The organism is Starkeya nomas (genome assembly GCF_902703545.1).
GTDB lineage: Bacteria > Pseudomonadota > Alphaproteobacteria > Rhizobiales > Xanthobacteraceae > Ancylobacter > Ancylobacter moscoviensis.
Genome location: NZ_CACSAS010000001.1, coordinates 3,830,161 through 3,843,818 on the forward strand (window position 1 = coordinate 3,830,161; position 13,658 = coordinate 3,843,818).

11 protein-coding genes are annotated in these 13,658 nt (G+C 68.7%); 5 read left to right on the top strand and 6 right to left on the bottom strand.

Going from position 1 to position 13,658, the window contains the following annotated elements:
- Window position 1: 1 nt before the first annotated feature.
- Window positions 2-817 carry an NAD-dependent epimerase/dehydratase family protein gene (locus tag STARVERO_RS18145; RefSeq protein ID WP_159600558.1) on the top strand — a complete coding sequence of 272 codons (816 nt, stop codon included), beginning with the start codon at window positions 2-4 and terminating at the stop codon, window positions 815-817.
- Window positions 818-829: 12 nt separating this feature from the next.
- Here STARVERO_RS18145 and STARVERO_RS18150 read toward each other — a convergent pair whose 3' ends face one another.
- Window positions 830-1,789 carry a LysR family transcriptional regulator gene (locus STARVERO_RS18150; RefSeq protein WP_159600560.1) on the bottom strand — a complete coding sequence of 320 codons (960 nt, stop codon included), beginning with the start codon at window positions 1,787-1,789 and terminating at the stop codon, window positions 830-832.
- Window positions 1,790-1,924: 135 nt separating this feature from the next.
- Here STARVERO_RS18150 and STARVERO_RS18155 point away from each other — a divergent pair, with 135 nt between their 5' ends.
- From STARVERO_RS18155 to rhmD, 4 genes are all read left to right on the top strand, one after another.
- Window positions 1,925-2,770: a fumarylacetoacetate hydrolase family protein gene (locus STARVERO_RS18155; RefSeq protein ID WP_159600562.1), complete on the top strand. Its 846-nt coding sequence runs from the start codon at window positions 1,925-1,927 to the stop codon at window positions 2,768-2,770.
- Window positions 2,771-2,788: 18 nt separating this feature from the next.
- Window positions 2,789-3,541 carry an SDR family NAD(P)-dependent oxidoreductase gene (locus STARVERO_RS18160; protein WP_159600564.1) on the top strand — a complete coding sequence of 251 codons (753 nt, stop codon included), beginning with the start codon at window positions 2,789-2,791 and terminating at the stop codon, window positions 3,539-3,541.
- Between the two features lie 118 nt (window positions 3,542-3,659).
- Complete coding sequence (locus STARVERO_RS18165; RefSeq protein ID WP_159600566.1) at window positions 3,660-4,976, top strand: MFS transporter; 1,317 nt, start codon at window positions 3,660-3,662, stop codon at window positions 4,974-4,976.
- Window positions 4,977-5,037: 61 nt separating this feature from the next.
- Window positions 5,038-6,225 (top strand): L-rhamnonate dehydratase, encoded by a 1,188-nt coding sequence (gene rhmD / locus STARVERO_RS18170; protein ID WP_144341152.1) that lies wholly within the window; start codon window positions 5,038-5,040, stop codon window positions 6,223-6,225.
- A gap of 64 nt (window positions 6,226-6,289) precedes the next feature.
- On the opposite strand, the gene STARVERO_RS18175 is transcribed toward rhmD, so the two are convergent.
- The 5 genes from STARVERO_RS18175 to STARVERO_RS18195 all read right to left on the bottom strand — a co-directional run bounded on the left by STARVERO_RS18175 (window position 6,290) and on the right by STARVERO_RS18195 (window position 13,597).
- Entirely contained in the window at window positions 6,290-8,626 is a 2,337-nt protein-coding gene (locus tag STARVERO_RS18175; RefSeq protein ID WP_159600568.1) for an acetamidase/formamidase family protein, read from the bottom strand.
- A gap of 92 nt (window positions 8,627-8,718) precedes the next feature.
- A complete protein-coding gene (locus tag STARVERO_RS18180; protein WP_159600570.1) occupies window positions 8,719-9,957 on the bottom strand; it encodes an acetamidase/formamidase family protein in 1,239 nt (412 codons plus the stop codon).
- A gap of 57 nt (window positions 9,958-10,014) precedes the next feature.
- Entirely contained in the window at window positions 10,015-11,640 is a 1,626-nt protein-coding gene (locus STARVERO_RS18185; RefSeq protein ID WP_159600572.1) for an amino acid ABC transporter permease/ATP-binding protein, read from the bottom strand.
- 70 nt (window positions 11,641-11,710) lie between these two features.
- Window positions 11,711-12,604, bottom strand: coding sequence for an ABC transporter substrate-binding protein (locus STARVERO_RS18190; protein WP_144342008.1), 894 nt, complete (start codon window positions 12,602-12,604; stop codon window positions 11,711-11,713).
- Between the two features lie 282 nt (window positions 12,605-12,886).
- Window positions 12,887-13,597, bottom strand: coding sequence for a GntR family transcriptional regulator (locus tag STARVERO_RS18195; RefSeq protein WP_159601886.1), 711 nt, complete (start codon window positions 13,595-13,597; stop codon window positions 12,887-12,889).
- Window positions 13,598-13,658 lie beyond the last annotated feature (61 nt).

Below are 13,658 nucleotides of genomic sequence, written 5' to 3' on the forward strand. Positions count from 1 at the left end.
CATGCCGCAGTATGAACGCATCCTGATCACCGGTGCCGCCGGCCGCCTCGGCTCGGAGCTGCGGAAGGCGCTGGCGCCGCTGGCGGGCAGGATACGCCTGGCGGCGCGCGAACCGCTGGGCGCGCTCGCGGCGCATGAGGAGGAGGCGGTCTTCGACCTCGCCGACATGGACGCCACCATCGCCGCGACCGAGGGCTGCGACGCGATCGTGCATTTCGGCGGGGCGTCGCTGGAAAGCCCGTGGCAGACCATTCTGGACGCCAATATCCGCGGCTCCTACCACATCTATGAAGGCGCCCGGAAACACGGCGCCAAGCGCGTGGTCTACGCTTCCTCCGTGCACGCCATCGGCTATCACGAGGTGGAAGCCCAGATCGGCGTCGACGCGCCGGTGCGGCCCGACAGCCTCTACGGCGTGTCGAAGAACTTCGTGGAGAGCCTCAGCCGGCTCTACTGGGACAAGTTCGGCATCGAGTCGGTGTGCCTGCGCATCTTCTCGTCCTTCCCGGAGCCGGCCGACCGGCGCATGCTCTGGTCCTATCTTTCCTTCGCCGACTGCATAAGGCTGGTCGAGGCCTCGCTCACCGCTCCGCGCGTGGGCCACACCATCTCGTTCGGCATGTCCGACAACAAGGTGAAGACGGTCGACAACCGCGGCGCCAACCATCTCGGCTTCATCCCGCAGGACAGTTCCGAGCCGTTCCGCGCGGCGGTGGAGGCACGCACCCCCGTTCCCGATCCGGCGCGGCCTTCGGTCAAATATCTCGGCGGCTGGTTCTGCGAACTCGGCCATCCCGACGACGAGCCGAAGGGCTGAGCAGCGTCGCGCTTACACGGGCGCCGGCCGTCCGTCGGCGCCCGGCAGCGACATCGAACGCAACACGTCGATGAAATCGGCCGCGTTGGCCGAGGGCTTCTCGCCCTTGCGCGTGATAATGCCGAGCGGGCGGAGCTGGGTGGAAAGGTCGATCGGCAGGCGCACAAAGGCGCCGCGCGCCACGCTGTCGGTGAGGATCGACTTCGGCAGGCAGGCGATCATGCCGGCGTCGCGCACCAGATGCAGCGTGGCGAAGATCGAGGTGGTCTCGACGCAGTTGTTGAGCACCCCGACCCCCTGCTCGGCGAAGGTGCGGTCGATCAGCTCGCGCATCGGGCTGCTGCCGGGCTGCAGCACCCACGGCATCGGCGCGGTTTCCGCCAGCGTCAGGAAGGGCCGCGCCGCCAGCGGGTGGTCCCGCGCCACGAAGATCCACAGTTCCTCATGCGCCAGCGGCTCCATGTCGAAGGCGAGCGCGTCCTTGGCGTCGGTGAAGCGCCCCACGGCCAGCGCGATCTCGTTGCGGCTCAGCGCATCGAGCAGGATGTCGCTGGTGGCGGCGAGCAGCCGGATCGTCATCAGCGGGCGGCGCTGCTTCAACTCCGCCACCGCGCGAGGCAGGAGGCCGGGCGTGGTCGCCATGATCGCGCCGATCGACAGCGCGCCGAAGCCGCCCGCCTTCAGGTTTCCCAGCCCTTCCGCGAAACTGTCGGTCTCGCGCAGCAGCCGCCCGGCATAGTCGGCGACGAAGCCGCCTATCTCGGTCAGCGCCATGCCGCGCGGCAGGCGCTCGAACAGCAGCGCGCCGAGGATCGTCTCGGCGTCCTGCAGGATCTTCGTCGCCGCCGGCTGGGTGACGTGCATCTCGGCGGCGACGCGGTGCAGGTTGCCGGTGCGCGCGAGGGCGTCGATCAGGCGCAGGTGCCGGAAGCGCAGCCGGCCGACGAGTTGGGCGGAAAGCGGGGACGCCATCGACCCTCCGATAACCTGATGGAATTAGCCAAGTCAGACTTTTCATTACCCAGTTATCGGCTTTACCGCTAGGGCTTTCGGCCAAGAATAGCTGCCGTTCAATGGCGGCAGCCTCAGGCAAGGAGGAACCTCGGGATGAAACTGGTTCGCTATGGTGAGTTCGGGCGCGAGCGCCCCGGTCTGATCGACGATCAGGGCGTGCTGCGCGACCTGTCCGCGGTGGTTCCCGACATTGCCGGCGACACGCTGCTCCCCGAAGGGCTGGCTCGCCTGCGCGGGCTCGATCCGAAGACGCTTCCGGCCGTGAGCGGCGCGCCGCGCTTCGGCGCCTGCGTCGGCGGGGTCGGCAAGTTCGTCTGCGTCGGCCTCAACTACACCGACCACGCCGCCGAATCCGGCATGCCGATCCCCGAGGAGCCGGTGCTCTTCATGAAGCCGACCAACTGCATCGTCGGCCCCTACGACCATGTCGAGATCCCGCGCGGCTCGCAGAAGACCGACTGGGAAGTCGAGCTCGGCATCGTCATCGGCAAGGCCGCCAAATACGTCTCGAAGGAAAACGCCTACGAGCACGTCGCCGGCTACTGCATCGTCAACGATGTCTCCGAGCGCGCCTTCCAGCTCGAGCATGGCGGCCAGTGGGACAAGGGCAAGGGCTGCGACACCTTCGGCCCGGTCGGTCCCTGGCTGGTGACCACCGACGAGATTCCCGACCCGCACGTGCTCGACATGTGGCTGGAGGTCGACGGCAAGCGCTACCAGAACGGCTCGACGCGCACGATGATCTTCGACGTGCCGACCATCGTCTCCTACATCAGCCGGTTCATGAGCCTGCAGCCGGGCGACATCATCTCCACCGGCACGCCGCCGGGCGTCGGCCTCGGCCAGAAGCCGCCGGTCTATCTCAAGGCCGGCCAGACCATGCACCTGTTCATCGACGGCCTCGGCGAGCAGAAGCAGACGACCGTCCCGGCCGCGTGAGAGTGAGCAGCTAGCGTCATGAACAACATCGATCTCAAGGGCCGCGTCGCTATCGTCACCGGCGGCGCCCGCGGCATCGGCTACGCCACCGCCGAGCGCATGCTGAACTCCGGCGCCTCGGTGGCGCTGTGGGACATCGACGCCGCGCGCCTCGACGAGGCGGCCGCCGCCCTCGGCGCGCACGGCAAGGTGTCGACCCATGTCGTCGAGCTGACCGACGAGGCCTCCGTCACCGCCGCCGCCGAGGCGACCGCGGGCGTGCACGGCAAGATCGACATCCTCGTCAACAATGCCGGCATCACCGGCGGCAACGGCAAGCTCTGGGAGCTCGACACTGACACCTGGCGCCGCGTCGTCGACGTCAACCTCGTGGGGCCGTTCCTGACCTGCAAGGCGGTGGTGCCGCACCTGCTGAAGAACGGCTGGGGCCGCATCGTCAACGTCGCCTCCATCGCCGGCAAGGAAGGCAACCCGAACGCCTCCCACTATTCGGCGTCGAAGGCGGGGCTGATCGGGCTGACCAAGTCGCTCGGCAAGGAGCTGGCGACGAGCAACATCCTCGTCAACGCCATCACCCCGGCGGCGGCGAAGACCGAGATCTTCAACCAGATGAAGCAGGAACACATCGACTTCATGCTGTCGAAGATCCCGATGAACCGGTTCCTGCAGGTCGACGAGGCCGCCGCGCTGATCTCGTGGCTGTCCTCCGAGGACTGCGCCTTCTCGACCGGCGCCGTGTTCGACATTTCCGGCGGGCGCGCCGTGTACTGACGATAGCCGGCGCGGCCTGCCCGCGGCGCTGTCCAATTTCGATGAAGAAGATCGCCGGTGGCCGCAGGCGCGGCCGCCAAAGGCGGCGCTTGTCCACGCGTCGGGGGAGGAAACCCGCATGCCCACCATATCGCCCACGCTCGCGGCGACCATCGACAAGGTCACCAAGCGGCTGCTGCCGTTCCTGCTGCTGATGTATGTGCTCGCCTTCCTGGACCGGGCCAATGTCGGCTTCGCCAAGAAGGCCTTCCAGGCCGACACCGGCATCTCCGACGCCGCCTTCGCGCTCGGCGCCAGCATCTTCTTTCTCGGCTATGCGCTGTTCGAGGTCCCCTCGAACCTGATCATGCACCGTGTCGGCGCCAAGATCTGGATGGCGCGCATCATGATTACCTGGGGGCTGATCTCGGCGGCGATGATGTTCGCCCATAACGAGATCACCTTCTACGTCCTGCGCGTTCTGCTCGGCATCGCCGAGGCCGGCTTCTTCCCGGGCGTGATCCTCTACCTGACCTACTGGTTCCCCTCCTTCGCGCGCGGCCGGGCCATGGGCCTGTTCTATTTCGGCGCGCCGCTCGCCTTCATCTTCGGCTCGCCGCTCTCCGGCCTGCTGCTGGAGTTCCAGGGGCTGGGCGGCCTGCATGGCTGGCAGTGGATGTTCCTGATCGAGGGGCTGCTCGCCTCCATCGTCGGCGTCTTCGCCTACTTCTACCTCGACAACAAGCCGAAGGACGCCAAATGGCTGAGCGGCGAGGAGAAGGCGGTGCTCGACCAGGCGCTCGCGAACGAGGACAGCGCCAAGCAGGCGCACGGGCCCCGCGGCACGCTGGCGGCGCTGAAGAACGGCCGGGTGCTCTATTTCTCGCTGATCTACCTGATCATCCAGATGAGCGTGTACGGCGTGGTGTTCTACCTGCCGAGCCAGGTGGCCGGGCTGCTCGGCACCAATGTCGGCTTCACCGTCGGCCTCGTCACCGCCATTCCGTGGATCTGCGCGATGGTCGCGACCTACTTCCTGCCGCGCTGGTCCGACCGCACCGGCGAGCGGCGGCTGTTCGCCGGCGGCATCCTGGTGGTGTGCGCCATCGGCATCGCCGCCTCGGTGGCCAGCAACTCGCCGGCGCTGTCGCTGATCGCCCTGTGCTTCGCGGCGGCCGGCTTCATCTCGGTGCAGCCGATCTTCTGGACCCTGCCGACCGGCTATCTCGGCGGCGTGGCGGCGGCCGGCGGCATCGCGCTGATCAACTCGCTGGGCAATGTCGGCGGCTTCATCGCCCCGAACGTGAAGACCTGGGCCGAGGCCACCTTCGCCTCGACCTCGGCCGGCCTCTATCTGCTCGCGATCACCACCCTCATCGGCGCGGTGCTGGTCTTCGCCCTCGCGGCGGTGGGCATCGGGCGCGAGACGCGCGCCGCCGAGGCCTCGGGCCGCTGAACCTTCTTCCCCGCGGCGGCAGCGCTGCCGCGGGTTCCACCTTCCGGGAGCTCGACACATCATGTCCATGCCGACCATCAAGGCCGTGCGCGCCTTCACCGTCCGGGGCGGCGGCGCCGACTACCACGATCAGGGCGCCGGCCACTGGATCGACGACCACATCGGCACGCCGATGGGCAAGTATCCCGAGTACCGCCAGAGCCGGCAGAGCTTCGGCATCAACGTGCTCGGCACGCTGGTCGTCGAGATCGAGGCCTCCGACGGCACGGTGGGCTTCGCCGTCACCACGGCGGGCGAGATCGGCGCCTTCATCGTCGAGAAGCACCTCGCGCGCTTCCTGATCGGCCGGCAGGTCACCGAGATCGAGAAGATCTGGGACCAGATGTATTTCGCCACCCAGTATTACGGCCGCAAGGGCGTGGTGCTGAACACCATCTCCGGCGTCGACCTCGCGCTGTGGGACCTGCTCGCCAAGGTGCGCGGCGAGCCGGTGCACGCGCTGCTCGGCGGCCCGGTGCGCGACGAGCTGCAGTTCTACGCCACCGGCGCGCGGCCCGACCTCGCCAAGAAAATGGGCTTCATCGGCGGCAAGATGCCCCTCCACCACGTTCCCGCCGAGGGCGAGGAAGGGCTGCGGGCGAACATCGAGGAGCTCGCCACCATGCGCGAGCGCTGCGGCGACGACTTCTGGCTGATGTTCGACTGCTGGATGAGCCTCGACCTCAACTACGCGACCCGCCTCGCCCACAAGGCCCACGAATACGGGCTGAAGTGGATCGAGGAATGCCTCTCGCCGGACGATTACTGGGGCTATGCCGAGCTGCGCAGGAACGCGCCCAAGGGCATGCTGGTGACCACCGGCGAGCACGAGGCCACCCGCTGGGGCTTCCGCATGCTGCTGGAAATGGGCTGCTGCGACATCATCCAGCCGGATGTCGGCTGGTGCGGCGGCATCACCGAGCTGATCAAGATCTCGGCGCTCGCCGACGCCCATTCGACGCTCGTCGTGCCGCACGGCTCGTCGGTCTACAGCTACCACTTCGTCATCACCCGCCAGAACTCGCCCTTCGCCGAGTTCCTGATGATGCATCCGGTGCCCGACCAGGTGGTGCCGATGTTCACGCCGCTGCTGCTCGACGAGCCGGTGCCGGTGAACGGGCGGATGAAGGCGGGCGTGCTCGACAAGCCCGGCTTCGGCGTGCGGCTCAATCCCGATGTGAAGCTCCACCGCCCCTACGCGGTGGGCTGAGCTGGTCCCTCCCGAGGGCGACCAACCTGTGGCCGGGTCCCGCAAGGAGCCCGGCCTCTTTCTTTCACGCCCGGTCCGGGAAGAGCCGCTTGCTCAGGATGGCGTGGACGCCCCAGTTGCCGTCCACCACCTGGGTGATGCCGAAATCGACGGCCGCCGACATCAGGGCGATCGCCTCATCCTCGCTCAGCCCCTTCGTCGTCATCAGGAAGCGCCGCACCTTGCGGAAGGCGTCGCGCATGGCGAGGTCGAGCGAGGACTTGGCGTAGACCTCGCTCTGGCCGTCGGCGCCGAACTCGGCGAGGTAATTGGGGTGGCTGAAACCGGTCAGTATCCAGTCGTCCGGCGTCTCGATCAGCGGATAGGTCAGATCGGCCAGCAACGTGCCGGCGACGTCGGCCTTCTTGTGCAGCACCACGCGGAAGGTGCCGGTCATCGAGCACTCGATCGCCGTGCCCGACAATTCGCCGTCGCCCTGCGCGGCGTGCGGATCCCCGACCGACAGCAGGGCGCCGGGGACGGACACCGGCAGGTAGACCGTCGCACCCTTGCCAAGCCGCCAATTGTCGAGATTGCCGCCGAAATAGGCCGGCGGAACGGAATCGACGAGATCGGCCTCGCGGGGAGCGACGGCGATGACGCCGAAATGCGGGCGCAGCGGGATGCGCACGCCCTCCAGCACGCGCGTCTGCGGCGTCACCGTGCCGGGGCGGACGGGCACGCCGGGATAATCGTAGAGAACGTGGCGGACGCCGAACGGGTCGGTCTGCGGCTCCCAGCGATAGGCGTGCACCGCCTGCGCATAGGGCTCGTCCGCATCGGCCATGATCTCGTAGATCGTCACCGTCTCGCGCGGATGCGGCTCGCTGAGGAACTCGGAATAGTGGAAGCCCCACCACGCGGCGACGCTGCTGCCGAAGACCCGCCCGGCATGGGCGGGATGGCGCGAGGGGCGCGGCTCGATATCGAGGATATGGACTTCCAGCACGTCGCCGGGCTGGGCGCCGCGCACCGCGATGGGGCCGGTGCAGATGTGCACGCCGAAGCCTTCCCCCGCCCCGCGCCCGAACACCGAGGCGTCGAGCGGGCCGGCGCCGCGCCGGTCCACCGCCTTGGCGGTGCGCGTCCAGTGGAAGACGCTTTCCGCCCCGGCATCGCCCTCGATCATGCGCTCGGGGTCGTCGGAGGCGTGCTGGGTCAGCGTCTCCACGGTGACGATATCGCCGGAGGCGATCTCGATCAGCGGCTTGAGCGAACGGCTGAAATAGCCCCAGTGCACGTGCTGGGCGTGCACCGGCAGATAATGGCGGGCCGGCGTCTGCGGCGTCGCGTCCGGCTCGCCGCTCACGGGAACGACGCTCCGGCGGGTGTCGGGCTCGGATTTCGTCTGGCGCGCGCGCAGCTGGACCAGCGCCTCCTGCGGCCAGCCGCGCTGCCCGCTCGGCAGGGCGCCCTGGCCCTGCCTGTCGGCCTCGCGCCGGCGCAGCTCGCGCGGGGGGAGGCCGAAGCGCTCGCGGAACAGGCGGCTGAAATGCGCCGAGTCGGCGAAGCCGTAGCGATAGGCGACGTCGGAGATCGGCACCGCCGCCTCGGCGGGATTGGCGAGATCATGCCAGGCGCGCTGCAGGCGCCGCTCCCGCACGTAATGGCTGAAGCTCTCGCCCGTGCCCTCGAACAGCTTCTGGAGATAGCGCTCGGAGATGCCTTCGGCCTGCGCCACATCGGCGATCGAGACGTCCTCGCTGCCGATGCTCCGCTCGATGGTCGCGTAGAGGCGCTGGAGCAGCGCCGCGCGGCTCGATGACGGATCGGCGCTCGTCGTCGCGAGCTCCCCCGAGAGGGCGAGAAGAAGCTCGGCCGCGCTCTGCGCCACCGCCTCCCATTCGGGCTCGGAGAGCCGGTCGAGCGCCGTCGTGGCGGCCTGGACGGTGTGGGCCAGGATGTCCGGCAGCCCGTCGGCCTCGAAGACGCGCGGCGAGCAGGCGGCGAGCGGGGCCGCCTTGCGGCCGCGGAACGCCTCCGCCGGCACCGAGAGCACGAGCGCGCGCAGGCCGCGCTGGAACTGCACCTGCCAGTCCGCGGCGCGCGGCGCGAGGATGACCTGTCCGGCGGGAACGATCTGCGGCTCGCCGCCCGTGACGAGAACGGTGCTGTTCCCGACCGGCAGCAGCAGAAGCGGCAGGCCGGTCCGCGTCGGCAGGGGCCGCAGCACCTGCGCATCGGCAGAGAGCGTACCCAGCCGCACCCCGAGCGAGGACAGGCGCGAGAGCGCCGTGGCGTGCGCGGGCGAGCCGGCGCGCACGCCGAGCGATTGCAGCCCGAAGCCGGCGAGCACGTCCTGCCAGGCGCGCTCGCGCGCGTCCCCGGAATAGGACTCGCTCGTGAACGGCTGGGCATTCATGGTTCGGACCTCGGCATGAAGGCCCGTTCAAGCAAGGATCATGCCTTGGAAGGCGGCCCGAGAGCGGCCGTGCCCGCCCCCGGGGATGCCCCTCAACGACCCGCGAAGAGGCTCTTGCGGATCGAGCCGGTGACGCCCCAATTCGCGTCCACCACCTGGGTGACGGCGAAATCGGCGGCAACCGACATCAGCGAGATCGCCTCGTCCTCGGAGAGCTTCTGCGTCGTCATGAGGAACCGGCGCAGCTTGCGGAAGGCGTCGCGCATCGCGTTGTCGAGGCTGGAACGCTTGAGGATCTCGTGCTGGTGGTCGGGGCCGAGCTCGGCCAGATAGTTGGTCACGCTGAAGCCGTAGACCGACCAGACGTCCTCGTTTTCGAGCAACGGGTGATTCAGCCCCTCGAGGATGGTGCCCCCGAGGTCCGCCTTCTTGTGCAGGATGAACTCGAACTCGCCGGTGAGCGAGATCTCGATCGCGGTGCCGGAGAGCTCGCTGTCGCCCTGCGAGGCGTGGGCGTCGCCGCAGGAGAACAGGCCGCCGGGCACGGCGACGGGGTAGTACATGCGCGCGCCCCTGGCGATGCGCCAGTCGTCCATGTTGCCGCCCGTGTAGTTCGGCGGGATGGTCGAGACGAAATCCGCCTCGGCCGGGGCGAGGCCCATCGTGCCGAAATGCAGTCGCGCCGGCACCTTGATCCCCGACAGGATGCCTTCCTTCTTGACGATGGTGTCGTGGTCGACGCGAACGCCGGGATAGTCGATGGTCGGGTGCACGATGCCGTCCGGGTCGGTCTGCGGCGTCCAGAGATAGGAATAGAGCGCCTTCACCGACGCCTCTCCCATGTCGAGCTCATAGATGGTGACGACCTCGCGCGGTTTCGGCTCCTCGATCAGGTCCTTGTACTGGAAGCCCCAGTTGGCGGCGGGATTGGAGCCGAAGAAGCGCCCCTGATAGGCCGGGTTGGCACTGGGACGCGGCCACGCATCAAGGATGCGCACCTCGATGATGTCGCCCGGCTCGGCACCCTCGATGGCGATGGGACCGGTGAGCAGGTGCACGCCGAGCCCTTCGCCGGAGCCGTAGGTGAGCGCCCCGTCCGTGGGGCCGGCGCCGCGCCGGCGCAGGGTCTTGCGATCCTTCGACCAGTGGAAGATCTCCTCCGCCGCCGGGTCTCCGGCGATCATGCGCTCATAGTCGTCATTGGCGTGATGGGTGATGGTCTCGATCACCGCCCGCTCGCCGGATTTCAGCGTGAGGACCGGTTCGAGGGTCTTGCTGAAATAGCCCCAGTGGACGGTGTCGGGCGTGGCGGGCAGGTGATGCTTGGTCATGTCGAACCTCGATTGGAGGGAGTGCCTGGCCCCGGCGTGCCGGGGTGCGCCGCCGGGCTATTCGGCGGCCATGGTGCTGAGGAAACGGGCCGTGAGCGGATGGCGCGGCTGGTTGAGGACCCGGTCGGCCGGTCCTTCCTCGACGATCGACCCGCCGGCCAGGAAGACGATCCGGTCGGCCACCTCGCCGGCGAAATGCAGCTGGTGGGTGGAGATGATCATCGCCAGCCCGTCCTCGACGGCGAGGCGGCGGATGACCTCCAGCACCTCGCCCACGAGTTCGGGATCGAGCGCGGAGGTCGGCTCGTCGAGCAGCAGCACGCTCGGCCCCGGCGCCACCGCCCGGGCGATGGCGACGCGCTGCTGCTGGCCGCCGGAGAGATGGCGCGGCAGGGCATCGGCGCGGTGGGCGAGGCCGACGCGCTCCAGCAATTCCTGCGCGCGGCGGTCGGCATCGAGCCGCGACAGGCCCTGCACCCAGCGCAGCGGCCCGGCGATGTTCTCCCGCGCGGTCAGGTGGCCGAAGAGATTGAATTGCTGGAACACCATGCCGACGCCGACGCCGGCGCGCATCTGCGCCGTCGCGCGCGGCGACAGCGCCCGCCCGCCCTCGTCGGTGCCGAGGAAGCGGCCGCCGACGCGGATGGTGCCGCCCTCCCAGCCTTCCAGCCGGTTGATGCAGCGCAGCAGCGTGCTCTTGCCGGAGCCGCTGGGGCCCAGCAGCGCCACGACCTCGCCGGCACGGACCGTCAGGTCGATGCCGTCCAGAACGGTCTGGCGGCCATAGTTCTTGCGCAGCTCCTTCACCTCGACCGCGACGTTGTTGCCGGCGAGACGGCGGGCGCGGGCCTCCCGGTCCGGCCGCGCCAGCGCGGCCTTGGGCGATGCCGGCGGCAGCGGATCGACGGCGATCTCCTTGAGGATTTCCCCGGCGACATCGGGAGGGACAGTACCCGCGGCACCGGCCGGCTCCGGCGCAGCACGGCCGGGCAGCAGCGCAAGCAGGAAGCGCCGGAGCTGCTCCCTCGGCGGCGGCCGGTCGAGGTCGAGCAGCATCTCGACGACGATCTGGATCACCGCGATGGCGCCGGTCAGCACCAGATACATGAGGCCGGAGGCGAAGAAGATGGAGAAGAAGTCGAAGGTCGCGGAGGCGAGCTGCGTCGAGCGCAGGGTGAGCTCCTGCACCGCCACGACGGAGGCGAGCGAGGAGTTCTTCAGCGCGCTCACCGCCTCGTTGCCGAGCGCGGGCACCATGGAGCGGATGGCCTGCGGCGCGATCACCCGGCGCATGATGGCGGCCGGCGTCATGCCCAGCGCCTGCCCGGCGCTCACCTGCCCGCGATCGACGCCCAGCACGTTGGAGCGCAGGATCTCGGCGATGAACGGCGCTTCGTTGAGCGCCAGCGCGAGGCCGGCGGCGGAGATGGCGGTGAGCTTGATGCCGATGAGCGGCAGGGCGTTGTAGCAGAAGACCATCTGCAGGATCAGCGGCGTGCCGCGGAAGATGATCGAATAGCCGCGCGCGATGACCGCCAGGGCGCGGAAGCGGCTGAGCTGCATGGCGGCGAGCACCACGCCCATGACGAGCCCGCCCAGGAGGCCGAGCACCGTGATCAGCAGCGTGTAGCCGACCCCGTCGAGGAGATACGGCATGCTGAGATAGTGGAGGAAGAGATCCATCGGCCTTTCCGCGCTCTGTCGGAGAGGGCGGCCGCGGGGTCGCCGCGCCCGCCCCCGTCATCGCGGGACGTCAGTCGGCGAGCACGAGCTTGGGGGTCTCAAGCTGCTCGGCCGGCAGGTTCCACTTCTTCATCAGCTCGGCCTGCAGGCCGGTCTTCTGGATCTCGACCAGCGCCGCCATCACCGCGTCGCGGAACTCCAGATTGTTGCGCGGCACGGCGATGCCGACGGAATAGGGCAGCGTGACCGCCGTCGCCTTCTCCAGCTTGTCGGGATAGGCCTTCACCGCGCCGTCGACGGTGTTGACGTCGTTGATGTAGGTGTCGGCGCGGCCGGAGAGGATCGCCTGGATACAGTTCGCGTTGTTGTCGTAGAGCTGGATCTCCGGCACCGGCTTGCCGGCCGCCTTGCACTCGGCCTCCAGCGCCTGGATCAGCGGCACCTCGACATAGCCGGTGTTCTCCGCCGCCACCGCGCCGCAGAGCGACAGATTGATGCCGTTGATGCCCTTCGGATTGCCCTTGGCGACCAGCACTCCGTCGAACACCTTGAGATAGGTGATGAAATCAGCCGCCTTGGCGCGCTCCTTGGTCGCGTAGATGTCGGAGATGACGATATCGGCCTGACCGGCCTGAAGGGTGGTCAGCAGGGCGGCGAAGGTGACCGGCTTGTAGGTCAGCTTGAAGCCGAGGCACTCGCCGATGGCCTCGCCGAGATCGATGTCGAAGCCGATATACTTGGTCGGGTCGTTCGGATCGATGGTCTCGTAGCCCGGCGTGTGCGGGTTGATGGCGTTGACCAGCGTCTTGCCCTTCAGGGCGGGGTATTTCGCCTGCAGGGCGGCGCAGGCTTCGGGGGCGGCCGCCTCGGCCTTCTGCGGCAGGCCGGCCGTCATGCCGCCGACGGCGACGGCGAGGCCCAGCACGCCGAAGAGCGCGGACCGGAGACGGGCGGCGACGGACATGCGGCGCCCGCCGAAATGCGTGTCGAGATTGAGTGCCACTGAACCTTCTCCTCTGCTTCCGCGTGCCGGTGGGCACGGTGACGGGGACCGAGGAGAAAAGTCTTACGCAGGCGGGGTCCGGCAGACTTGTCTATGGGCGTACCGATTGTTGGACGGGTGGCTTCCAACTTTCAGGCACGCGCTGCCCATTAGATGAGCGGCGCCCGACGGAATGGCACCGGCCGGGGCCCGGGAGCCGCGTGCGGGTGCCCCCGCTCCGCCCATCCGCCGTGATCGGGGAGATCAGAAATCGCCGAGGATCGCGTCGGCGAGGCGGGCGACGGTCGCCACGTGATCGCGGCTCGCCGCATAAGCGGCGTCGCCGTCGTGACGGCGGATCGCGTCGTGCAGCCGGCGCATCTCGCCGATGGCGGCCTCATGGCGCCCTTCCGCCGCGGTGGTCATGCCGCGCAGATGGCTGATACGGGCGTTGAGCGAACGCACCACGTCCCACGCAACCTCCTTGCCCGCCGCGATGAACAGCTTCTCATAGAAATCCGTCGTCGCCCTCAGCAACTCGCGCGGGCTGCCGACGCGGAAGGCCGCATCGATGATGTCGATCATGCGCCCCAGTTCGGCGATCGCCGCCGCGTCGGCCTTGAGCGCGCAGGCGCGCGCCGCCTCGCTCTCCAGCAACCCCCGGATCTCGTAGATCTGCGCCGCCTGCGACGGATTGGGCTTGGCCACCGCCGGCCCCTGGTGCGGAATGGTCTCAACCAGTCCTTCCGCCTCCAGATGGCGAAGCACCTCGCGCACGACGCTACGGCTCACCCCCAGCCGCTCGCACAGGGTACGTTCCACCAGCCGCTCGCCCGGGCGGAAACGAAAATCGAGGATCGCATCCCGCATTTTTTCGAGCGTGAGGCTGCGCAGGGTCGCGACGGACCGCTCCACCTTCATCTCTTCCCCAGCCATCGCATCCCCGGCGCCGTTCGATTCCGTCATCGCGACCATCGTCGTCTCCATCCCGTCCTCTTGTCGCCCGTGTCGCGCGTCATGACAATTGACTCGGATG

Excerpts from the sequence above, each read along its gene's own strand:
- STARVERO_RS18145 (WP_159600558.1), top strand. The coding sequence starts at position 2 with ATGCCGCAGTATGAACGCATCCTGATCACCGGTGCCGCCGGCCGCCTC.
- STARVERO_RS18150 (WP_159600560.1), bottom strand. The coding sequence starts at position 1,789 with ATGGCGTCCCCGCTTTCCGCCCAACTCGTCGGCCGGCTGCGCTTCCGG.
- STARVERO_RS18155 (WP_159600562.1), top strand. The coding sequence starts at position 1,925 with ATGAAACTGGTTCGCTATGGTGAGTTCGGGCGCGAGCGCCCCGGTCTG.
- STARVERO_RS18160 (WP_159600564.1), top strand. The coding sequence starts at position 2,789 with ATGAACAACATCGATCTCAAGGGCCGCGTCGCTATCGTCACCGGCGGC.
- STARVERO_RS18165 (WP_159600566.1), top strand. The coding sequence starts at position 3,660 with ATGCCCACCATATCGCCCACGCTCGCGGCGACCATCGACAAGGTCACC.
- rhmD (WP_144341152.1), top strand. The coding sequence starts at position 5,038 with ATGTCCATGCCGACCATCAAGGCCGTGCGCGCCTTCACCGTCCGGGGC.
- STARVERO_RS18175 (WP_159600568.1), bottom strand. The coding sequence starts at position 8,626 with ATGAATGCCCAGCCGTTCACGAGCGAGTCCTATTCCGGGGACGCGCGC.
- STARVERO_RS18180 (WP_159600570.1), bottom strand. The coding sequence starts at position 9,957 with ATGACCAAGCATCACCTGCCCGCCACGCCCGACACCGTCCACTGGGGC.
- STARVERO_RS18185 (WP_159600572.1), bottom strand. The coding sequence starts at position 11,640 with ATGGATCTCTTCCTCCACTATCTCAGCATGCCGTATCTCCTCGACGGG.
- STARVERO_RS18190 (WP_144342008.1), bottom strand. The coding sequence starts at position 12,604 with ATGTCCGTCGCCGCCCGTCTCCGGTCCGCGCTCTTCGGCGTGCTGGGC.
- STARVERO_RS18195 (WP_159601886.1), bottom strand. The coding sequence starts at position 13,597 with ATGGTCGCGATGACGGAATCGAACGGCGCCGGGGATGCGATGGCTGGG.